The sequence below is a fragment of the Streptomyces sp. NPDC045956 genome (genome assembly GCF_056430705.1).
The window spans coordinates 322,026-343,587 of record NZ_JBWKKZ010000008.1 but is presented as its reverse complement, the minus strand read 5'-3'; the positions used below and the strand labels follow the sequence as shown (position 1 = coordinate 343,587).

Annotated in this window: 18 protein-coding genes; 2 read left to right on the top strand and 16 right to left on the bottom strand. The window is 72.5% G+C overall.

Annotated features, from left to right (window positions below):
* Positions 1 to 134 precede the first annotated feature (134 nt).
* Positions 135 to 1,556, bottom strand: coding sequence for an RsmB/NOP family class I SAM-dependent RNA methyltransferase (locus tag AC07FV_RS23050; RefSeq protein WP_479089188.1), 1,422 nt, complete (start codon positions 1,554 to 1,556; stop codon positions 135 to 137).
* Positions 1,557 to 1,635: 79 nt separating this feature from the next.
* Positions 1,636 to 2,568, bottom strand: a complete 933-nt coding sequence (fmt, locus tag AC07FV_RS23045; protein WP_479089187.1) for a methionyl-tRNA formyltransferase — start codon at positions 2,566 to 2,568, stop codon at positions 1,636 to 1,638.
* Positions 2,569 to 2,941: 373 nt separating this feature from the next.
* On the opposite strand from fmt, the gene AC07FV_RS23040 reads away from it, so the two are divergent.
* Positions 2,942 to 3,493 (top strand): hypothetical protein, encoded by a 552-nt coding sequence (locus AC07FV_RS23040; RefSeq protein WP_479089186.1) that lies wholly within the window; start codon positions 2,942 to 2,944, stop codon positions 3,491 to 3,493.
* Between the two features lie 358 nt (positions 3,494 to 3,851).
* Here AC07FV_RS23040 and AC07FV_RS23035 read toward each other — a convergent pair whose 3' ends face one another.
* The 14 genes from AC07FV_RS23035 to pyrR form a co-directional block, all read right to left on the bottom strand.
* A complete protein-coding gene (locus AC07FV_RS23035; protein ID WP_479089185.1) occupies positions 3,852 to 6,002 on the bottom strand; it encodes a primosomal protein N' in 2,151 nt (716 codons plus the stop codon).
* Positions 6,003 to 6,191: 189 nt separating this feature from the next.
* Complete coding sequence (gene metK / locus AC07FV_RS23030) at positions 6,192 to 7,400, bottom strand: methionine adenosyltransferase (RefSeq protein WP_383649474.1); 1,209 nt, start codon at positions 7,398 to 7,400, stop codon at positions 6,192 to 6,194.
* A gap of 240 nt (positions 7,401 to 7,640) precedes the next feature.
* Positions 7,641 to 8,843, bottom strand: a complete 1,203-nt coding sequence (coaBC, locus tag AC07FV_RS23025) for a bifunctional phosphopantothenoylcysteine decarboxylase/phosphopantothenate--cysteine ligase CoaBC (RefSeq protein WP_479089184.1) — start codon at positions 8,841 to 8,843, stop codon at positions 7,641 to 7,643.
* A 140-nt stretch (positions 8,844 to 8,983) separates the two neighbouring features.
* Complete coding sequence (rpoZ, locus tag AC07FV_RS23020) at positions 8,984 to 9,256, bottom strand: DNA-directed RNA polymerase subunit omega (protein WP_003977348.1); 273 nt, start codon at positions 9,254 to 9,256, stop codon at positions 8,984 to 8,986.
* Between the two features lie 86 nt (positions 9,257 to 9,342).
* Positions 9,343 to 9,936 (bottom strand): guanylate kinase, encoded by a 594-nt coding sequence (gene gmk, locus AC07FV_RS23015; protein ID WP_479089183.1) that lies wholly within the window; start codon positions 9,934 to 9,936, stop codon positions 9,343 to 9,345.
* Between the two features lie 37 nt (positions 9,937 to 9,973).
* On the bottom strand, positions 9,974 to 10,297 hold the full coding sequence (locus tag AC07FV_RS23010) for an integration host factor (RefSeq protein WP_003977346.1): 324 nt from the start codon (positions 10,295 to 10,297) through the stop codon (positions 9,974 to 9,976).
* Between the two features lie 223 nt (positions 10,298 to 10,520).
* The gene (pyrF, locus tag AC07FV_RS23005) at positions 10,521 to 11,375 is read right to left on the bottom strand and encodes an orotidine-5'-phosphate decarboxylase (RefSeq protein WP_479089182.1); all 855 of its coding nucleotides are present in this window, start codon (positions 11,373 to 11,375) and stop codon (positions 10,521 to 10,523) included.
* The gene (locus AC07FV_RS23000; RefSeq protein WP_479089181.1) at positions 11,372 to 12,478 is read right to left on the bottom strand and encodes a quinone-dependent dihydroorotate dehydrogenase; all 1,107 of its coding nucleotides are present in this window, start codon (positions 12,476 to 12,478) and stop codon (positions 11,372 to 11,374) included. Before AC07FV_RS23000 ends, pyrF begins: the two co-directional genes overlap by 4 nt.
* Before the next feature lie 80 nt (positions 12,479 to 12,558).
* Positions 12,559 to 15,867 (bottom strand): carbamoyl-phosphate synthase large subunit, encoded by a 3,309-nt coding sequence (gene carB, locus AC07FV_RS22995; RefSeq protein ID WP_479089180.1) that lies wholly within the window; start codon positions 15,865 to 15,867, stop codon positions 12,559 to 12,561.
* On the bottom strand, positions 15,860 to 17,017 hold the full coding sequence (gene carA, locus AC07FV_RS22990; protein WP_479089179.1) for a glutamine-hydrolyzing carbamoyl-phosphate synthase small subunit: 1,158 nt from the start codon (positions 17,015 to 17,017) through the stop codon (positions 15,860 to 15,862). The genes carB and carA overlap by 8 nt, the downstream gene beginning before the upstream one ends.
* Entirely contained in the window at positions 17,014 to 17,580 is a 567-nt protein-coding gene (locus tag AC07FV_RS22985; RefSeq protein WP_479089178.1) for a PH-like domain-containing protein, read from the bottom strand. Before AC07FV_RS22985 ends, carA begins: the two co-directional genes overlap by 4 nt.
* On the bottom strand, positions 17,577 to 18,863 hold the full coding sequence (locus AC07FV_RS22980; protein WP_384701497.1) for a dihydroorotase: 1,287 nt from the start codon (positions 18,861 to 18,863) through the stop codon (positions 17,577 to 17,579). The genes AC07FV_RS22985 and AC07FV_RS22980 overlap by 4 nt, the downstream gene beginning before the upstream one ends.
* A gap of 4 nt (positions 18,864 to 18,867) precedes the next feature.
* Positions 18,868 to 19,899 carry an aspartate carbamoyltransferase catalytic subunit gene (locus AC07FV_RS22975; RefSeq protein ID WP_479089177.1) on the bottom strand — a complete coding sequence of 344 codons (1,032 nt, stop codon included), beginning with the start codon at positions 19,897 to 19,899 and terminating at the stop codon, positions 18,868 to 18,870.
* Positions 19,900 to 20,013: 114 nt separating this feature from the next.
* Entirely contained in the window at positions 20,014 to 20,631 is a 618-nt protein-coding gene (gene pyrR, locus AC07FV_RS22970; RefSeq protein WP_479089176.1) for a bifunctional pyr operon transcriptional regulator/uracil phosphoribosyltransferase PyrR, read from the bottom strand.
* A 296-nt stretch (positions 20,632 to 20,927) separates the two neighbouring features.
* On the opposite strand from pyrR, the gene bldD reads away from it, so the two are divergent.
* A complete protein-coding gene (bldD, locus tag AC07FV_RS22965) occupies positions 20,928 to 21,431 on the top strand; it encodes a transcriptional regulator BldD (RefSeq protein ID WP_007447547.1) in 504 nt (167 codons plus the stop codon).
* The last annotated feature ends 131 nt before the right edge of the window (positions 21,432 to 21,562 follow it).

Genomic DNA, 21,562 nt, shown 5'->3' with positions numbered 1-21,562 from the left:
CCGGTGGGGGTGGGGGGCATCGGTCCCGGGCGAGGCGGTCGCCCCCGGCCTGCCCCGCGTCCCCTCCGGTCCCTTCGGGCTCGGTCCCTTCGGGCTCGGACCCTTCGGGGTCGGTCCCTTCGGGCTCGGTCCCTTCAGGCGGTCCGGCGGATCAGGGCCAGGTACATCGCGTCGGTGCCGTGCAGGTGCGGCCAGAGCTGGATGTCGGGGCCGTCGCCCAGGTCCGGCACGCCGGGCAGCAGCGGGCGGGCGTCGAGCAGCTCGGTGTCCGGGTGCCGCTTGAGGGCGTCGGCGACCACCGCACGGGTCTCGGCCAGGTGGGGTGAGCAGGTCGCGTAGCCCACCACGCCGCCCACCCGTACCGCCTCCAGGGCGCTGCTCAGCAGCCCGCGCTGGAGCGGGGCGAAGCCGTCCAGGTCCTCGGGGCGGCGCCGCCAGCGCGCTTCGGGGCGGCGGCGCAGGGCGCCGAGCCCGGTGCACGGCACGTCGACCAGGACGCGGTCGAAGCTGCCGGGCCGCCACGCCGGACGGGTGCCGTCGGCGGTGATCACCTGGTACGGCCCCGGGTTGCCGTCCAGGGCTTTGGCCACGAGCCCGGCCCGGTGCGGCTGCTTCTCCGAGGCGAGCAGGAAGGCGCCCCGCTCGGCGGCCAGGGCCCCGAGGAGCGCCGCCTTGCCGCCCGGTCCGGCGCACCCGTCCAGCCAGCGGCGGTCCGGTCCGTCCAGGGGCGCGTTCGCCAGGGCGAGCGCGACGAGCTGGCTGCCCTCGTCCTGGACGCCGGCCCGGTTCTCCCGTACGGCCTCGACGGCCCCGGGCTCGCCGCCCTCGCTCAGTCGCACCGCGTACGGCGACCAGCGGCCGGGTACCGCGGCCTCCTCGCCGAGCAGTTCGTCGGCCGTGGCGCGTCCCGGCCGGGCGACCAGCGTCACCTCGGGCCGCTCGTTGTCCGCGGCCAGCAGCTCCTCGATGCCTGCCCGGCCGCCGCCGAGCGAGTCCCACAGGGCGGAGACGACCCAGCGCGGATGCGCGTGCACGACGGCGAGGTGGTCCTCGGGGTCCTCCTCGTAGGGCGGGGCGACCCGCTCCAGCCAGCCGTCGAGGTCGTCGCGCGCGACCTTGCGCAGCACGGCGTTGACGAACTTGGCCCGCCCGTCACCGAGCACGACCCGCGCCAGCTCCACGGCGGACGACACGGCGGCGTGGCTCGGGATGCGGGTGCCGAGCAGCTGGTGGGCGCCGAGACTGAGCACGTCCAGCACGGGCGGGTCCACCTCCCGCAGCGGCCGGTCGACGCAGGCGGCGATGATCGCGTCGTAGGTCCCCTGGCGGCGCAGCGTCCCGTAGACCAGCTCGGTGGCGAGCGCCGCGTCCCGGGCGTCGAACCCGTCGTCCTTCTCCCGCGCCTTGCGCAGCAGCGGCGGCAGGACCAGGTTGGCGTACGCGTCCCGCTCGTCCACGGCCCGCAGCGCCTCGAAGGCGAGGAGGCGGACGGGGTCCTTCTGGGGCCTGCGGTACGGCTTGCCGGGCTTGCGGGGACGGCGGGGCTGCTCGCTCACGAAAAGGTGCTCCGGGTGTGGGATGAATAGCGTCCACCAGCGTACGTCGGGCCGGTGGACGGTGGCGCGGAGGCCGAGGTCAGCCGTCGAGCGACTCGCCCTCGGCGATGCGCACCCCGCGCGCCCAGTCGGCGGCCCGCATCGGCTTCTTGCCCTGGGGCTGCACCCACAGCAGCTCGACGGCGTACGAGCCGGTGCCGACGTACACGTTGTTCTTGCCCGCGGCGAGCTGCCCGGGGGCCAGGTCGGTCCGGTCGGCCACGGGCACGGCCTGCACGAGCTTGAGCCGCTCGCCCCGGAAGGTGGTCCAGGCGCCGGGGGCAGGGGTGCAGCCGCGCACCACCCGGTCCACGCGCAGCGCCGGGGCCGCCCAGTCGATCCGGGCGTCCTCGACGGTGATCTTCGGGGCCAGGGTGACGCCGTCGGCCGGCTGCGGAACGGCCTCCAGGCTGCCGTCCTCGATGCCGTCCATGGTGGCCGCGAGCAGCCCGGCGCCGGCGAAGGCGAGCCGGGTCAGCAGGTCGCCGCTGGTGTCGGTGGGGCGGACGGTCTCGGTGACCGTGCCGTAGACGGGGCCGGAGTCGAGGCCCTCCTCGATCAGGAAGGTCGACGCGCCGGTGATCTCGTCGCCCGCCATCAGGGAGTGCTGCACGGGGGCGGCGCCGCGCCATGCGGGCAGCAGGGAGAAGTGCAGGTTGACCCAGCCGCGGGCGGGCACGTCCAGGGCGACGCGGGGCAGCAGGGCTCCGTAGGCGACGACCGGGCAGCAGTCGGGCGCGATCTCGCGCAGCCGCTCCAGGAAGTCGGGGTCGCGGGGCTTCGCGGGCTTGAGCACCTCGATCCCGGCCTCCTCGGCCCGCTCGGCCACGGGAGAGGCGACCAGCCGGCGCCCGCGTCCGGCCGGAGCGTCGGGCCGCGTGACGACGGCGGCCACCTCGTGGCGCCCGGAGGCGATCAGGGCGTCCAGGGCGGGAACGGCGACCTCGGGGGTACCGGCGAAGACGAGCTTCATGGGTGGGACGGGCCTCTCGGGCGGGGACGGATGCGGGCGACGCACCAGTCTACGAGGCCGGGGACGACCAGCACCGCGGACGGCGGCGCACCCCGAGGCCGGGCCCGGTCTCCCGGCCGACCGGGGAGCGGCGGGGCGGGGCAGGTGGACTGGGTGGGGTGGGCAGGGTGGGGTGGGGTGGGCGGGCCAGGAGGACATCGGCGGCCGGCCGGAGGCCGAGGCGCACGACCCGTCCGACCAGGCGCACGCATATGCCGCCACGCCCCCACCCCGTGACCAGCGGAGCCTCCACGCGTTGGTCAAGGAAGAGTTGACCACACCGGACCGCCCGCGCGGCCCGATCCCTTTCAACGCCGGTTCGAGAGGCTTGTTCATGGCCGACCACGCAACCCACGACGCCCAGGCTCGGGCCAGCCTGCACTTGCTGGTGCGGGACATCGAGCGGGTCCGCCGGCAGGTGGACGCACTGCGCACCCTCACCGCCCAGCTGGGCAACGTCTACCGTCCGCGCCGCTCCGGCCCCTCCACGGGCTTCGTGGTGTACGGACGCGCCCCCGCGCCGACCGTCCGTCTCGCCCAGGAGCTGCGGGACAGTGTCGAGACGCTGGTCACGGCAGCCGTGGACTTCGACCGCTCGCTCGGCTTCTCGTGGGACGCGGTGGGCTCCGCGCTCGGCGTCACCAAGCAGGCGGTGCACCGCCGCTACGGGTCCCGTCGCGCCGCGGCCCAGAACGCGCCCGCCGCCGAGACCCCCGAGCACGCACCGGAGTCGGCGGGCGCCCGCACGGTCAACGTGGGCTCCGCCCTGCCCTCCGTGCCCACGGTCCCGGCCGCCCGGTCCATGCCGACCCAGCCGACCGCGGGCAGTCCGGCCCTGCGCGACGACGTCCGGCCGACCACCTTCCCCGGCCCGCGCAACGGCTGACCACACACACCCACCGGCCCACCGCCCGCACCGCACTCCGGGGGCGGTGGGCCTCTTTCTGCCTGCGCGGAGGGCGGGCCTCCGCCCGTACTCCGCAGCGGGTCTGCCGTCCGCACCCCCCGGACGGCAGACCTCCACCCGCACGCCGGGGGCAGCGAGCCTCCACCCGCACGCCCGGACGGCAGCCCTCCCCGCCCGCCCTTCCCGGGCAGCGGGCCTCCGTATGCCCTCCCCGGGCGGCAGACCTTCGCCCGCCCCCGGACGGTGAGCCGCCACCGGCCCTCCGCCGCACGCCCTCCGCCGCACGCCCGCCGCGCACGCGACGGCATGCCCATGCTCACGTCCAACCTGGCGCGGCTCACCCGATGTCGGGTGGATCGATCCGCACCCACACCGCCGTCTCGCTCCCCCGCGCCATCCGGGCCGCCTGAGCGGCCTTCAGCGCACCCGCCAGCGCCGCGCCGCGCCCCGGTGGCACCCGGACCAGCGCCCGCTCCCAGTGCTCCCCCGGCGGCGGATCACCCACCCGTCGGGGGCGCCCCGCGGACGTGACCGGCAGCGGCACCGGACCCAGCACCTCGGCCTCGGCCGGCAGCTCCACGGCCCGCAGGAAACCGGCCACCGCGTCCGGCGGGCCCGCCACCGACGCCATCCGGGACACCGGCGGGAAGCCCAGCTCGGCCCGCTCGGCCAGCTCCCGCACCGCATGGCCGACGGGGTCCCAGCGCACCAGGGCCTGCACCGGCCGCAGGGTCGGCTCGGCGACCGCGACGACGGTGCCCCCGGCGCCCTGCGACCGCACCAGCGCGGCGGCGGCCAGCCAGCGCCGCAGCGCGTCCTCACCGGCACGCAGATCGGCCCGTCCGAGCATCGCCCAGCCGTCGAGCAGCAGGGCCGCCGCGTAACCGCCCTCCGCGACGGGCTCGGCCCCCGGTGTACTCACGACCAGAGCGGGAGCGTCGGACACGGTGTCCAGCACGTGCTCGCGCCCCGAGGTGCGCACGGGCACCGCCGGGAACGCCCGTCCCAGCTCCTCGGCCGTGCGCCGGGCCCCCACGACCTGGGCGCGCAGCCGGAACGCCCCGCACTCCGGACAGTGCCAGCCGCCCTCCTCGCGCCCGCACCACCCGCAGCGCAGCGCGGCGCCGGACTCCTGGCCCTCCAGGGGACCGGAGCAGTGCCGGCACCGCGCGGGCGTACGGCAGGCGGCGCACGCCATCCTCGGCACGTAGCCCCGCCGGGGCACCTGCACGAGCACCGGCCCCTGCCGCAGTCCGTCCCGGACGACCTGCCAGGCGAGGGTCGGCAACCGCGCGGCCCGGGCCGCCTCGTCGCGTGCCAGGTCTCCGTCGCCCACGGTCCGCACCAGCGGGGCGGCGGACCGCACCTGCTCCCGCGTGGCGACCAGGGGCCGGGCCCAGCCGGTCTCCACGAGCTGGGCGGCCTCCACGGTGCAGCTCCAGGCCCCCAGCAGGAAGGCGCACCGGTCCTGGGCGGCGCGCAGCAGCAGGACGTCACGCGCGTGCGGCTGCGGGGCGTGGGGCTCGGCGTGGCTGTCGTCGCCGTCGTCCCAGAGGGCGACCAGACCCAGGTCGCGCACCGGTGCGAACATGGCGGCGCGCGTCCCGATGACGGCCCGGACCGCGCCCCGGCGCACCGCCAGCCACTGCGCGTACCGCTTCTCGGGCCCGGCGTCGGCGGTGAGCACCGCGTGCCGTCCCTCGCCGAGCAGGGCGGTCAGGGCGGCGTCGGCGCGGGCGACGGCCCGTCCGTCCGGCAGGACGACGAGCGCGCCGCGCCCGGAGGCCAGCGTCGCCGCGACGGCACGGGCCAGCTCCTCGCTCCACCGCGGGCCGGGCAAGGCGTTCCACACCGCGCGCGGCGCGCCGCCGGAGGCGAGGGCCGCGACGAAGGCCGCTCCCTGCTCGTAGCGCGTCCAGGGGCCCGGGGCGGGCACCGGCGGCGGGGGCAGCGGGTCCGGTGAGGCCCGTTTCTCGGCCCGCGCGTTGCGCGGGGGCACGGCGAGTTGCAGCACGTCGGCCAGGCTGCCCGCGTACCGGTCGGCGACCGCCCGCGCGAGTCCCAGCAGCTCCTCGTCGAGCACCCGCTCGGGCGACACCACCTGGGCCAGGGCGGCGAGGGGCCCCGCGTAGTCGGACTCGGCGAGCCGCTCGACCAGGAAGCCGTCGATGAGCCCCCCGCCCTCGCGCCGGCCGTCCCGCACCCGGTGGCGTCCGGCCCCGAACCGCACCCGCACCCGCACACCGGGCTGGGCGTCGGCGTCCAGCTCCTCGGGAACGGCGTAGTCGAAGTACCGGTCGAGGTGGAGTACGCCCTTGTCGACGAGGACCCTGGCCACGGGCAGCTCCTTGGCGAGCGCCGCTCCGCGCCAGGTCCGCGGCTTGGCACGGGGCGTCTTCGCCTGGCGCACGCTCTCCCGGATGAGCGCGAGCTGCTCCGGCGGCGCGTCCTCCGCGCCGCCGCCCCCCGGTTCGATCTCGCTGCTCACGCCTGCATTCCTACCAAAGTCCACTGACAACGCGGTCGGACCCGAGTCTCCGCCCGTGCACCGGCCGCGGCCCGCCCCGCCGCAATGCGCTCCTCCCGGTCCGGGCCCGCGACCCGCACGCACCGAGGCCCGGTGCCCCCGCCTTGGGGGGGGCACCGGGCCTCGCCGCGTAGCCGTCGGGCGGGAGCCTTACAGCCCGGCCGCCTTCCGCAGCGCGTCCACGCGGTCCGTGCGCTCCCACGTGAAGTCGGGAAGCTCACGGCCGAAGTGACCGTACGCGGCGGTCTGGGCGTAGATCGGGCGGAGCAGATCGAGGTCGCGGATGATGGCGGCCGGACGGAGGTCGAAGACCTCGTCGATCGCCTTCTCGATCTTCTCCGCGTCGACCTTGGCGGTGCCGAAGGTCTCCACGAACAGACCGACCGGCTCGGCCTTGCCGATGGCGTAGGCGACCTGGACCTCGCAGCGGGCGGCGAGGCCCGCGGCGACCACGTTCTTGGCGACCCAGCGCATCGCGTACGCGGCGGAGCGGTCGACCTTGGACGGGTCCTTGCCCGAGAAGGCGCCGCCGCCGTGGCGGGCCATGCCGCCGTACGTGTCGATGATGATCTTGCGGCCGGTCAGACCGGCGTCGCCCATCGGGCCGCCGATCTCGAAACGGCCGGTCGGGTTGACCAGGAGGCGGTAGTTCTCCGTGTCGAGCTTGATGCCGTCGTCCAGCAGCGCCTTCAGCTCCGGCTCGACGACGAACTCCTTGATGTCGGGCGCGAGGAGCGATTCCAGGTCGATGTCGCTCGCGTGCTGCGACGAGACGACGACTGTGTCAAGTCGGACGGCCTTGTCGCCGTCGTACTCGATGGTGACCTGTGTCTTGCCGTCGGGACGCAGGTACGGGATCGTCCCGTTCTTGCGGACCTCGGACAGGCGCTTGGAGAGGCGGTGCGCCAGGAAGACCGGCAGCGGCATCAGCGTCGGCGTCTCGTCGGACGCGTAGCCGAACATCAGGCCCTGGTCGCCGGCGCCCTGCCGGTCCAGCTCGTCCTCGTCGCCCTCGACCCGGTTCTCGTAGGCCGTGTCGACGCCCTGCGCGATGTCCGGGGACTGGGCGCCGATCGAGACCGAGACACCGCAGGAAGCGCCGTCGAAGCCCTTCTTCGAGGAGTCGTAGCCGATCTCCAGGATCTTGCCGCGGACCAGCGTGGCGATGTCCGCGTAGGCCTTGGTGGTGACCTCACCGGCCACGTGCACCAGACCGGTGGTGATCAGGGTTTCGACGGCGACCCGGGAGGTCGGGTCCTCACGCAGAAGCGCGTCGAGAATGGTGTCGCTGATCTGATCAGCGATCTTGTCGGGGTGACCTTCGGTCACGGACTCCGAGGTGAAAAGGCGACGGGACACAACGCTCCCTGGGGTTGCAGCGGCTGCTGGCTGATCATTGGTGGACGGCACGGGGAGCTGCACCCGGCGACGTCCGAGAACAGTTTATCGGTCGCACTCGGCCGCAGACCCACCCGTCTCAGCTCTCGGGAGGGCTGTGACCTGCGGCACGGGCATTCTGCCCAGAACGAAGCGCCGATGGCCAGGGGCGCCACGCTCGAAAGCCCGGGGTTCGCGAGGACCGCCGAACGAATGAGTCATTCAGCCGAGCCGTTCGGCCACGAGGTCCCACACGGTTTCGGCCAGCTCTTCCTTCGGACCGTGGGCCACCGGGGTCTCGCTGCCGTCGGCGCCGAGGACCACGGCCTCGTTCTCCTCGGAGCCGAAGGTCTTGCGCTCCCCCACCTCGTTCACCACGAGCAGGTCGCAGCCCTTGCGCTTCAGCTTGGCCCGTCCGTTGGCGAGGACGTCGTCGGTCTCGGCGGCGAAGCCGACGATCACCTGCCCCGGCCGGGCCCGGTCCGCGGCGATCTCCGCGAGGACGTCCGGATTGCGCACGAGGGTGATCGGCGCGGGTTCCCGGTCGTCCTTCTTCTTGATCTTGCCGGTGGCGTACGTCGCCGGGCGGAAGTCGGCGACCGCCGCCGCCATGACCACGGCGTCGGCGTCCGCCGCGGCGGCGAGCACCGCCTCGCGCAGCTCGACGGCGGTGCCCACCGGGACCACGTCCACGCCGGCCGGGTCCGGCAGCGAGGCGTTGGCCGCGACCAGCGTGACGCGGGCGCCCCGGGCGGCGGCGGTGCGGGCCAGCGCGTAGCCCTGCTTGCCCGAGGAGCGGTTGCCGAGGAAGCGGACCGGGTCGAGGGGCTCCCGGGTGCCGCCGGCGCTCACGACCACGTGGCGGCCGGCGAGGTCGGGCTCGGCCGCACCGCGGGCGAGGACCCGGCGGCACACCTCGAAGATCTCGCCCGGGTCCGGCAGCCGCCCCTTGCCGGTGTCGACGCCGGTGAGGCGGCCGACGGCGGGTTCGACGACGAGGGCCCCGCGGCGGCGCAGCGTCGCCACGTTCTCCTGGGTGGCCGGGTGCTCCCACATCTCGGTGTGCATGGCGGGGGCGAAGACGACCGGGCAGCGGGCGGTGAGCAGCGTGTTGGTGAGGAGGTCGTCGGCGAGTCCGTGGGCGGCCTTGGCGAGCATGTCCGCGGTGGCCGGGGCGACGACGACCAGGTCGGCGTGCTGGCCGATGCGCACGTGCGGGACCTGGTGGACGTCGTCCCACACCTCGGTCGACACGGGGTTGCCCGAGAGGGCGGACCAGGTGGCGGCGCCGACGAAGTGCAGCGCGGAGGCGGTGGGGACGACCCGGACCTCGTGTCCCGACTCGGTGAACCTGCGCAGCAGCTCACAGGCCTTGTAGGCGGCGATACCGCCGCTGACCCCCAGAACGACCTTGGGCTTGTCCACCGTCTCTCCCCGGTTCGGATAACGCGCTCGGACCACGCGCGCGGACCACGCGTACGACCCATCACACACCACAGGCCCGACAGTCGGACTGCCGGGCCTGTGGAAAAGTCAGCGCGAGGCTGAAAATAGTACCGCCGGTGTTACTGCGCCGGGCCTTCGATGGCCTCGGAGGTCAGCAGCCCCGCGTTGATCTCGCGCAGCGCGATCGAGAGCGGCTTCTCGTGGACGTGGGTGTCCACCAGCGGACCGACGTACTCGAGGAGGCCCTCGCCGAGCTGCGAGTAGTACGCGTTGATCTGGCGGGCCCGCTTGGCCGCGTAGATCACGAGGCTGTACTTCGAGTCCGTGGCCTCGAGGAGCTCGTCGATCGGCGGGTTGATGATGCCCTCGGGCGCGGAGATGGAAGAGGACACGCTCTACCTTCCGATGGATGGGAAAGATGAAGTCGGGGTGATCACAGGGTGCCCGTACGGACTGCGTACAGACTGACCAGTGACGATCACACGACGTTCGTCAAGGCTAGCAGCTCGCGGGCCACGTCCCCGACGGAGGTGTTGACCAGGGTCTCGTCGAACTCCGACTCGGCCGCCAGCTCGACCTTGGCCGCGGCGAGCCGGCGCTCGATGACCTCGGGCGGCTCGGTCCCCCGGCCGGTGAGCCTGCGCACCAGCTCCTCCCAGGAGGGCGGGGCCAGGAAGACCAGCTGAGCGTCCGGCATGGACTCGCGGACCTGCCGCGCGCCCTGGAGGTCGATCTCCAGGAGCACCGGCTCACCGGCCTCCAGGCGCTCCAGCACGGCCGTACGCGGTGTGCCGTAGCGGTTGCCGGCGAACTCGGCCCACTCCAGCAGCTCACCGTTGGCGATCAGCTTGTCCATCTCCTCGTCGGTGACGAAGAAGTAGTGGACGCCGTGCTGCTCGCCGGGGCGGGGCCGGCGGGTCGTCGCCGAGACCGACAGCCATACCTCGGGGTGTTCCTTGCGCATATGGGCGACGACCGTGCTCTTGCCGACCCCCGAGGGGCCGGAGAGCACGGTCAGCCGCGGACGTGCGTCCGGGGGTACGGGGGACGTCCCCCGGGGTGTTGCAGCCATGCAGCGATTATTCCAGCAATCCCGGAGTGGTCCGGACTCAGCTGCCGGTGCTGCCGAACTCGCGCTCCAGGGAGGCGATCTGGTTGGAACCGAGCCCGCGCACACGGCGGCTCTCGGAGATGCCCAGTCGCTCCATGATCTGCTTGGCACGGACCTTGCCCACGCCCGGCAGGGACTCGAGGAGGGCGGAGACCTTCATCTTGCCGATGACGTCGTTCTCCTGGCCCTGCTTGATGACCTCGTGGAGGGAGGCGCCGGAGTGCTTGAGTCGATTCTTGACCTCGGCCCGCTCCCGGCGAGCCGCGGCGGCCTTTTCGAGCGCGGCTGCGCGCTGTTCAGGGGTAAGGGGCGGAAGAGCCACGCCTACGTCACCTCGGATGTCGAACTGTCGGATACGGACCGGTGAGGAACCTAGTCGCCCCACACCTGGGGAGCCACGAGCAACACGCTCGCCCGTTGACTCTTCCCGGAGACTAGCGTCCAAGTCCTTCAGAGTCAGCGAGAACAGCGGAAAAGTCCTGGTCAGCCTCCGTCAGGACGGACATTCCTGACATACTGCCTCGGATTTGAGGATGTATCCAGGCTCAGGCGGTCGTGACCGCGCCGCGGATCTCCTCCGCGAAGCGGTCCGCGGCCGTCCGCAACGCGTCCACATCGGGCCCGTGACGGAGAACACCCCGGCTGACGTTGGGTACGACGTTGCGCGACGCGGCGCCGAAGACCCGGGGCAGGTCCGCGGGGGTGGCTCCCTGGGCGCCGATGCCCGGCGCCAGGAGCGGGCCGTTGATGTCCAGGTCGTACGACGACAGGTCGCCGAGGGTGGCGCCCACCACGGCACCGAAGGAGCCGAGCGGCTCCTCGCCCGCGTTCTCGGCCGCCAGGTGCGCCAGCATCGTCGCCCCGACGCCCCGCCCGTCCGCGCGCACCGCGTGCTGGACCTCGCCGCCCTCCGGGTTCGAGGTCAGCGCCAGGACGAACAGGCCCGCGCCGTTCTCGCGCGCCATGTCGACGGCCGGCTTCAGGGAGCCGTACCCGAGGTAGGGCGAGACGGTCAGCGCGTCGGAGAACAGCGGGGCGTCCCGGTGCAGGAACGACTCGGCGTACGCGGCCATGGTCGAGCCGATGTCGCCGCGCTTGGCGTCCATGACGACCAGGGCGCCGGCCGCCCGGGCCTCCTCGACCGCCTTCTCCAGGACGGCGACGCCGCGTGAGCCGAAGCGCTCGAAGAAGGCGCTCTGCGGCTTGAGGACGGCCACCCGGTCGGCCACCGCCTCCACGACGGTGCGGCTGAAGCGCTCCAGGCCCGCGACGTCGTCGTCGAGACCCCACTCGGCGAGCAGGGAGGCGTGCGGGTCGATGCCGACGCACAGCGGGCCGCGCTCGTCCATCGCGCGGCGCAGCCGGGCGCCGAAGGGTTCGGGTACCGCCGTGCCGCTCATCGGGACTTCCTCACGTCGGCGCCGACCGCGTCGGCGAGGGTGGCGTAAGGGCTCTGCCGCAGGCGCGCGGCGAGGCCCTTGTGGACGGCGCGGCTCCAGAAGGGGCCCTCGTAGATGAAGGCGCTGTAGCCCTGGACCAGGGTGGCGCCCGCCAGGATGCGCTGCCAGGCGTCTTCGGCGCTCTCGACGCCGCCGACGCCCACCAGGGTGATCCTGTCGCCCACGCGCGCGTAGAGGCGGCGCAGGACCTCCAGAGACCGCTCCTTGAGGGGGGCGCCGGAGAGTCCGCCGGTCTCCCGGACGAGGACGGGCGAGGAGGTGAGGTCCAGCCCCTCGCGCGCGATGGTGGTGTTGGTGGCGATGATGCCGTCGAGGCCCAGCTCCACGGCCAGGTCGGCGACCGCGTCGACGTCCTCGTCGGCGAGGTCCGGCGCGATCTTGACCAGGAGGGGGACGCGCCGTGCGGTGACCGCGCGGTCGGCGGCCTCGCGGACGGCGCTCAGCAGCGGACGCAGGTGGTCGACCGCCTGGAGGTTGCGCAGGCCCGGCGTGTTCGGCGACGACACGTTGACGACCAGGTAGTCGGCGTGGGGTGCCAGCCGCTCGGCCGACTTCACGTAGTCGCCGGCCGCCTCCTCCTCGGGCACGACCTTGGTCTTGCCGATGTTGACGCCGACGACCGTCCGGAAGACGGGCGTCCGGGAGGCCAGGCGGGCGGCCACGGCGAGCGAGCCGTCGTTGTTGAAGCCCATGCGGTTGATCAGGGCCCGGTCGCCGACCAGGCGGAACAGCCGCTTCTTGGGGTTGCCGGGCTGCGGCTCCCCCGTGACGGTGCCGATCTCGACGTGGTCGAAGCCGAGCATCGCCATCCCGTCGATGGCGACCGCGTTCTTGTCGAAGCCGGCGGCCAGCCCGAAGGGGCCGTGCATCCGCAGGCCGAAGGCCTCGGTGCGCAGCTCCTTGTGGCGGGGAGCGAGCACGGCCGCGACGAAGGTGCGCAGGACGGGGACGCGGACGGCGCGGCGGATCCAGCGGAAGGCCAGGTGGTGGGCGGTCTCCGCGTCCATGCGTCGGAAGACCAGGCGGAAGAAGAGTTCGTACATCTCTCAGGCTCTCGGTGTCCTCATGAGGGACTGCCCTCATGAAGAGGGGGACACCGTTTCCGGTGTCCCCCTCGGGGCTGTCAGTCGCGGGCCGCGGTCAGGAACTCGGCGTGTTCCTGGAGGGAGCGCACTCCCACGTCGCCGTGGGTGAGGGCGTCGATGCCCTGGACCGCCGCGGCGAGCGCCTGGACCGTCGTCAGGCACGGCACGGAGCGGGCCACGGCCGCCGTGCGGATGTCGTAGCCGTCGAGGCGGCCGCCGGTGCCGTACGGGGTGTTGACGATGAGGTCGACCTGGCCGTCGTGGATCAGCTGGACGATGGTCTTCTCGCCGTTCGGGCCGGTGCCCTCGGACTGCTTGCGCACGACGGTGGCGTTGATGCCGTTGCGCCGCAGGACCTCGGCGGTGCCGGAGGTGGCCATCAGCTCGAAGCCGTGGGCGACCAGCTCACGCGCCGGGAAGATCATCGAGCGCTTGTCGCGGTTGGCGACCGAGATGAAGGCACGCCCCTTGGTCGGCAGCGGGCCGTACGCGCCCGCCTGCGACTTGGCGTAGGCCGTGCCGAAGACGGAGTCGATGCCCATGACCTCTCCGGTGGAGCGCATCTCCGGGCCGAGCACCGTGTCGACGCCGCGGCCGTGGATGTCCCGGAAGCGGGACCACGGCATCACGGCCTCCTTGACGGAGATCGGCGCGTCCAGCGGCAGCTCGCCGCCGTCGCCGCTTGCCGGGAGCAGTCCCTCGGCGCGCAGCTCGGCGATGGTGGCGCCGAGCGAGATGCGGGCGGCGGCCTTGGCCAGCGGCACCGCGGTCGCCTTCGAGGTGAAGGGGACGGTGCGCGAGGCGCGCGGGTTGGCCTCCAGGACGTAGAGGATGTCGCCGGCCAGCGCGAACTGGATGTTGATCAGGCCGCGCACGCCGACGCCCTTGGCGATGCCCTCGGTGGAGGCGCGCAGCCGCTTGATGTCGAAGCCGCCCAGCGTGATGGGGGGCAGGGCGCACGCCGAGTCGCCGGAGTGGATGCCGGCCTCCTCGATGTGCTCCATGACGCCGCCGAGGTACAGCTCCTCGCCGTCGTACAGGGCGTCGACGTCGATCTCGATGGCGTCGTCCAGGAACCGGTCGACCAGGACCGGGCGGGACGGGCTGATCTCGGTCGACTCTGCGATGTACGACTCCAGGCGGGTCTCGTCGTAGACGATCTCCATGCCGCGTCCGCCGAGGACGTAGGAGGGCCGCACGAGGACCGGGTAGCCGATCTCGTCGGCGATGGCCTTGGCCTCGGTGAAGGTGGTGGCGGTGCCGTGCTTGGGGGCGGGCAGGCCCGCCTCCTTCAGGACCCGGCCGAAGGCGCCGCGGTCCTCGGCGGCGTGGATGGCCTCGGGCGAGGTGCCGACGACCGGCACGCCGTTGTCCTTGAGCGCCTGGGACAGGCCCAGCGGGGTCTGGCCGCCGAGCTGGACGATGACGCCCGCGACCGGACCGGCCTGCTGCTCCGCGTGGACGATCTCCAGGACGTCCTCCAGGGTGAGCGGCTCGAAGTACAGCCGGTCGGAGGTGTCGTAGTCGGTGGAGACGGTCTCCGGGTTGCAGTTGACCATCACGGTCTCGTAGCCGGCGTCGCTGAGCGCGAAGGAGGCGTGGACGCAGGAGTAGTCGAACTCGATGCCCTGGCCGATGCGGTTCGGGCCGGAGCCCAGGATGATCACGGCCGGCTTCTCGCGGCGCGCGACCTCGTTCTCCTCGTCGTAGGAGGAGTAGAAGTACGGCGTCCGCGCGGCGAACTCGGCGGCGCAGGTGTCGACCGTCTTGTAGACCGGGCGGATGCCGAGCGCGTGCCGGACCTCGCGGACGACGTCCTCGCGCAGGCCGCGGATCTCGCCGATCTGCTGGTCGGAGAAGCCGTGCCGCTTGGCCTCGGCGAGCAGGTCGGTGGTCAGCTCGGGCGACTCTGCCAGCTCGTCGGCGATCTCCTTGATCAGGAAGAGCTGGTCGACGAACCAGGGGTCGATCTTCGTGTACGCGAAGACCTCCTCGGGCGTGGCGCCGGCGCGGATGGCCTGCATGACGGCGTTGATCCGGCCGTCGGTGGGCCGGAAGGCCTCTTCGAGGAGCGCGGTCTTGTCGCCGGGCTCGCCGACGAAGGTGAACTGGCTGCCCTTCTTCTCCAGCGAGCGCAGCGCCTTCTGGAAGGCCTCGGTGAAGTTGCGGCCGATGGCCATGGCCTCGCCGACCGACTTCATGGTGGTCGTCAGCGTGGAGTCCGCCGAGGGGAACTTCTCGAAGGCGAAGCGCGGAGCCTTGACCACCACGTAGTCGAGGGTGGGCTCGAAGGAGGCCGGGGTCTCCTCCGTGATGTCGTTGGGGATCTCGTCCAGCGTGTAGCCCACGGCGAGCTTGGCCGCGATCTTCGCGATCGGGAAGCCGGTCGCCTTGGAGGCGAGCGCCGAGGAACGCGACACGCGCGGGTTCATCTCGATGACGATGACGCGGCCGTCCACCGGGTCGACGGCGAACTGGATGTTGCAGCCGCCCGTGTCGACGCCGACCTCGCGGATGATCGCGATGCCGACGTCGCGCAGCACCTGGTACTCGCGGTCGGTCAGCGTCATCGCGGGGGCGACGGTGATCGAGTCGCCGGTGTGGACGCCCATGGGGTCGAAGTTCTCGATGGAGCAGACGACCACGACGTTGTCGTTCTTGTCGCGCATCAGCTCCAGCTCGTACTCCTTCCAGCCGAGGATGGACTCCTCCAGGAGCACCTCGGTGGTCGGCGAGAGGGTGAGGCCCTGCCCGGCGATGCGGCGCAGCTCCTCCTCGTCGTGGGCGAAGCCGGAGCCGGCGCCGCCCATCGTGAAGGAGGGGCGGACGACGACCGGGTAGCCGCCGAGCTCCTCGACGCCCTTGAGGACGTCGTCCATGGAGTGGCAGATGTAGGAGCGGGCCGACTCGCCGTGGCCGATCTTCTTGCGGACCTCCTCGACGACCTCCTTGAACAGGTCGCGGTCCTCGCCCTTGTTGATGGCCTCGACGTTGGCGCCGATCAGTTCGACGCCGTACTTCTCCAGGACGCCGTTGCCGTGCAGCGAGATGGCGGTGTTGAGCGCCGTCTGGCCGCCCAGGGTGGGCAGCAGCGCGTCGGGGCGCTCCTTTGCGATGATCTTCTCGACGAACTCGGGGGTGATCGGCTCGACGTAGGTGGCGTCGGCGATCTCCGGGTCGGTCATGATCGTCGCCGGGTTGGAGTTCACCAGGATGACGCGCAGGCCCTCGGCCTTGAGCACGCGGCAGGCCTGGGTGCCGGAGTAGTCGAACTCGGCGGCCTGGCCGATGACGATCGGGCCGGAGCCGATGACCAGGACGGACTGGATATCGGAGCGCTTAGGCACGCTGGCCCTCCATCGAAGCGGTGCTCATCAAAGACGTGAAGCGGTCGAACAGGTAGGCGGCGTCGTGCGGGCCGGCCGCCGCCTCGGGGTGGTACTGGACGCTGAAGGCCGGCCGGTCCAGGAGCTGGAGGCCTTCCACCACGTTGTCGTTGAGGCACACGTGGGAGACCTCGGCGCGCCCGTAGGGGGTCTCGGAGACCTTGTCGAGCGGGGCGTCGACGGCGAAGCCGTGGTTGTGCGCGGTGACCTCGACCTTGCCGGTCGTCCGGTCCTGCACCGGCTGGTTGATGCCGCGGTGGCCGTACTTCAGCTTGAAGGTGCCGAAGCCGAGGGCGCGGCCCAGGATCTGGTTGCCGAAGCAGATGCCGAAGAGCGGGGTGCCGCGCTCCAGGACGCCCCGCATCACGGAGACCGGGTGGTCGGCGGTGGCGGGGTCGCCGGGACCGTTGGAGAAGAACACGCCGTCAGGGTTGACGGCGTAGACGTCCTCGACGGTGGCCGTGGCGGGCAGGACGTGCACCTCGATGCCGCGCTCGGCCATGCGGTGCGGGGTCATGCCCTTGATGCCGAGGTCGATCGCGGCGACGGTGAACTTCTTCTCGCCGATCGCCGGGACGACGTACGCCTCGGTGGTGGCGACCTCCGCGGAGAGGTCGGCGCCGGTCATCTCGGGGGCTTCCTGGACGCGGGCCAGCAGCGCGGCGTCGTCCTGGATCGCCTCGCCGCTGAAGATGCCGACGCGCATGGCGCCGCGCTCGCGCAGGTGGCGGGTGAGGGCGCGGGTGTCGATGCCGGAGATGCCGACGACGCCCTGGGCGGCCAGTTCCTCGTCCAGGGTGCGCGTGGAGCGCCAGCTGGAGGGCACGCGCGCGGGGTCGCGCACGACGTAGCCGGAGACCCAGATCTTCTTGGACTCCATGTCCTCGTCGTTGACGCCGGTGTTGCCCACGTGCGGGGCGGTCATCACGACGACCTGGCGGTGGTACGACGGGTCGGTGAGGGTCTCCTGGTAGCCGGTCATGCCGGTGGAGAACACGGCTTCGCCGAACGTGGCCCCCACGGCCCCGTAGGCACGGCCGCGGAAGATCCGGCCGTCCTCCAGGACGAGTACGGCGGGAGTCCTGGTCACTCCCCTGGTGGAGGTCGTCATCGTGCGCCTTCCGTTTCCGTCTTGTTGATCATGTCGTTCAGGGTCTCGACCCACTCGTTGTGCTCGGCCGCGTGGTCGGAGCGGAAGCCGGAGTCGATCAGCTTGTCGCCGTGTTCCCAGGTGACGACCAGCAGGCCGCCCTCGGTGAGCACCTTGCCGGCGATGCCCTTGTCGAGCCGGGCCTCGCGCAGCGCGGTGACGGGGACGAAGAAGTCGGTCGCGCCGGGACGTACCACGTCCAGTCCCGCGTCCGTCAGGGTGAGCTCGACCCGGCTGCGGGTGCCCAGGCCGTGCGCCACGATGCGGTCCAGCCACTGACCGGCGGTGGTGGAGCCGTGGTAGCGGCCGCTCATGCCCAGTCTCGCCGGGCCGGGGGCGTCCGGCGCGTCGAGCAGCTCCGGCAGGTCCGACTGGAGGGTGCTGCGCCACTTCCAGCCCTCGCGCATCAGCCAGTAGACGAGCGCGACGAACAGGCCGAGGCCGACGACCCAGCCGATACGGGCTGCCCAGTCGGTCACTTCCGCCGATTCCTTCTCGGCGGCCAGCAGGATTACAGGTGTCACGTGAGCTTCCCGTCGACGAGCGTGGCCTTGCCCCGCAGCCACGTGTGTGTCACACGGCCCGGCAGCTCACGCCCCTGGTAGGGGGTGTTGCGGCTGCGCGAGGCGAAGCCCGCGGGGTCCACCTGGCCACGGTATGCCGTGTCGACGAGGGTGAGGTTGGCGGGCTCACCAGCCGAGACGGGACGGCCGTGCCCGGTGGCCTGTCCGATCTGCGCGGGCTTGAAGGACATCCGGTCGGCGACGCCGGCCCAGTCCAGCAGGCCCGTGTCCACCATGGTCTCCTGGACCACCGACAGCGCGGTCTCCAGGCCCACCATGCCCATGGCGGCGGCGGCCCACTCGCAGTCCTTGTCCTCGTGCGGGTGCGGGGCGTGGTCGGTGGCGACGATGTCGATGGTGCCGTCGGCGAGCGCCTCGCGCAGGGCGAGCACGTCCCGCTCGGTTCGCAGCGGCGGGTTGACCTTGTAGACCGGGTTGTACGACCGGACCAGCTCGTCGGTGAGGAGCAGGTGGTGCGGGGTGACCTCGGCGGTGACGTCGATGCCGCGGGACTTGGCCCAGCGGACGATCTCGACGCTGCCGGCCGTCGAGAGGTGGCAGATGTGGACGCGGGAGCCGACGTGCTCGGCGAGCAGCACGTCCCGCGCGATGATCGACTCCTCGGCGACCGCGGGCCAGCCGCCGAGTCCCAGCTCCGCGGAGACGACGCCCTCGTTCATCTGGGCGCCCTCGGTGAGCCGGGGCTCCTGGGCGTGCTGGGCGACGACGCCGCCGAAGGCCTTCACGTACTCCAGGGCACGGCGCATGATCACCGCGTCGTGGACGCACTTGCCGTCGTCGGAGAAGACGGTGACGCCGGCCGCGGACTCGTGCATGGCGCCCAGCTCGGCGAGCTTGCTGCCCTCCAGGCCGACGGTGACGGCGCCGATGGGCTGCACGTCGCAGTAGCCGGACTCCTGGCCGAGCCGCCAGACCTGCTCGACGACGCCGGCCGTGTCGGCGACCGGGAAGGTGTTGGCCATGGCGAAGACGTTGGTGTAGCCGCCGCTCGCCGCCGCGCGGGTGCCGGTCAGGACCGTCTCGGAGTCCTCGCGGCCGGGCTCGCGCAGGTGGGTGTGGAGGTCGACCAGGCCCGGCAGCAGCACCTTGCCGGCGGCCTCTACGACCTCGGCGCCCTCGGCGGAGAGGCCGGTGCCGACCTCGGCGACGGTGCCGCCGTCGATCAGCACGTCCTGCGGCTCGCCGCCGAGCACCTTCGCACCGCGGATCAGGGTCTTGCTCATCGTCTTACTTCTCCTCGGTGGTGCGGAGTTCGGAGGCGGGCGCGGAGCGCCCCGTTGAAAGGGTGGTGGCGGGCGACGGGTGGGCGACGGCGGGCTCGGCGCCGCCGAGCAGCAGGTACAGGACGGCCATCCGGACGGAGACGCCGTTGGTGACCTGCTCGACGACGGTGCAGCGGTCGGAGTCGGCGACCTCGGCGGTGATCTCCATGCCCCGCACCATCGGGCCGGGGTGCATGACGATGGCGTGGTCGGGCATCTTCGCCATGCGCTCGCCGTCTAGGCCGTAGCGGCGGGAGTACTCGCGTTCGGTGGGGAAGAACGCGGCGTTCATGCGCTCGCGCTGCACGCGCAGCAGCATCACCGCGTCGGACTTGGTCAGCGTGGAGTCGAGGTCGTAGGAGACCTCGCAGGGCCAGGTCTCGACGCCGACGGGCAGCAGGGTGGGCGGGGCGACGAGGGTGACCTCGGCGCCGAGGGTGTGCAGCAGGTCGACGTTGGAGCGGGCGACGCGGCTGTGCAGGATGTCGCCGACCAGGGTGACGCGGCGGCCGTCGAGGTCCCTGCCGAGGCCGGCGTCGCGGCCGACCAGCCGGCGGCGCATGGTGAAGGCGTCCAGCAGGGCCTGCGTGGGGTGCTGGTGGGTGCCGTCACCGGCGTTGATGACGTGGGCGTCGATCCAGCCCGAGGTGGCCAGGCGGTAGGGGGCGCCCGAGGCGCCGTGCCGGATGACGACGGCGTCGACGCCCATCGCCTCCAGGGTCTGCGCGGTGTCCTTGAGCGACTCGCCCTTGGAGACGCTCGATCCCTTGGCGGTGAAGTTGATGACGTCCGCGGACAGGCGCTTCTCGGCCGCCTCGAAGGAGATCCGGGTCCGGGTCGAGTCCTCGAAGAAGAGGTTGACGACGGTACGGCCGCGCAGGGTCGGCAGTTTCTTGATCGGCCGGTCCGCGACCCGGGCCATCTCCTCGGCGGTGTCGAGGATCAGGACGGCGTCGTCGCGGGTGAGGTCGGCGGCCGAGATGAGATGACGCTGCATCTGTCAGGCTCCGTAGGGCGATTCTTGCGGAAGAGCGGGATAATTCGGGCGGCCGGGCGTGCGCGTGGGCACACCGAGCGGGCGTACGGCCCGAGGGCGCGCGTACGCGGGGTGCTAGGGGTGGGCGCCCGGGGCGGCCGGCTTGGCACCGAGCAGCACGGTGTCGCGACCGTCCTCCTCGGCGAGCTGGACCTTGACCGTCTCCCGCAGCGACGTCGGGAGGTTCTTGCCGACGTAGTCGGCGCGGATGGGCAGTTCGCGGTGGCCGCGGTCGACGAGGACGGCGAGCTGCACCGCGCGCGGGCGGCCGATGTCGCCCAGCGCGTCGAGGGCGGCCCGGATGGTGCGGCCGGAGAAGAGCACGTCGTCGACGAGGACGACCAGGCGGCCGTCGATGCCGTCACCGGGGATCTCGGTGCGGGCCAGGGCGCGCGGCGGGTGCATGCGCAGGTCGTCGCGGTACATGGTGATGTCGAGCGAGCCGACCGGCATCTTCCGCTCGGTGATCTGCTCCAGCTTGTCGGCGAGCCGCCGGGCGAGGAAGACGCCGCGGGTCGGGATGCCGAGGAGCACCACGTCGTCGGCGCCCTTGGCGCGTTCGACGATCTCGTGGGCGATACGGGTCAGGACCCGTGCGATGTCGGGGCCTTCGAGAACGGGCCTGGCGTCCGCCTGGGCGTCGGTCCGCGTGCCCGGCTCGTCGCGCTCGCCCTGCCTGCTGTGCTTGTCCATACGAAACGGACCTCCTTCTCCGCCTCACGGGACGGACCTTAAAGGACGTCGGGATGTGCGTCACCCACGGTATCAGGCTCACAGAGCGGCCCCGGTGACCCCCCGGACACTCCCCCGTCACCCTTCTGCCACCCTCACGTCACCCGCTTGGAGCAATGGAGAGCGGATACCACGGAAGAGTCGGTGCGGACCATTCGGCTTGACGCAGGAGAGTAACGCTGCGTAACCTCACAGTGAGTTACCAGCCGCGCGGCACGCACCAGCAGTCCGCGTCGACACCTTGTCCGGGGAGCCATATGTCCAGCGAATACGCCAAACAGCTCGGGGCCAAGCTCCGGGCCATCCGCACCCAGCAGGGCCTTTCCCTCCACGGTGTCGAGGAGAAGTCACAGGGCCGCTGGAAGGCCGTCGTGGTCGGTTCGTACGAGCGCGGCGACCGTGCCGTGACCGTGCAGCGCCTCGCCGAGCTGGCGGATTTCTACGGCGTTCCCGTGCAGGAGCTGCTCCCGGGCACCACCCCCGGCGGCGCCGCCGAGCCGCCGCCGAAGCTGGTCCTGGACCTGGAGCGGCTGGCCACGGTGCCGGCCGAGAAGGCGGGCCCGCTCCAGCGGTACGCGGCCACGATCCAGTCGCAGCGCGGTGACTACAACGGCAAGGTGCTGTCGATCCGCCAGGACGACCTGCGCACGCTCGCCGTCATCTACGACCAGTCCCCCTCGGTTCTCACCGAGCAGCTGATCAGCTGGGGCGTCCTGGACGCGGACGCGCGCCGCGCGGTGGCGTCGCACGAGGAGCTCTAGGCCGCGGCCGGCCCAGCAGAAACGTGGCGGGGGGGGGGGGGGGGGGGGGAGGGAGGAAAGAACACCCAGAGCGTGTTATGGGCCGCGCGCCCTTTGTTTGGCGAGTCGAGAAAAGAAAAGGCCCCAACCCC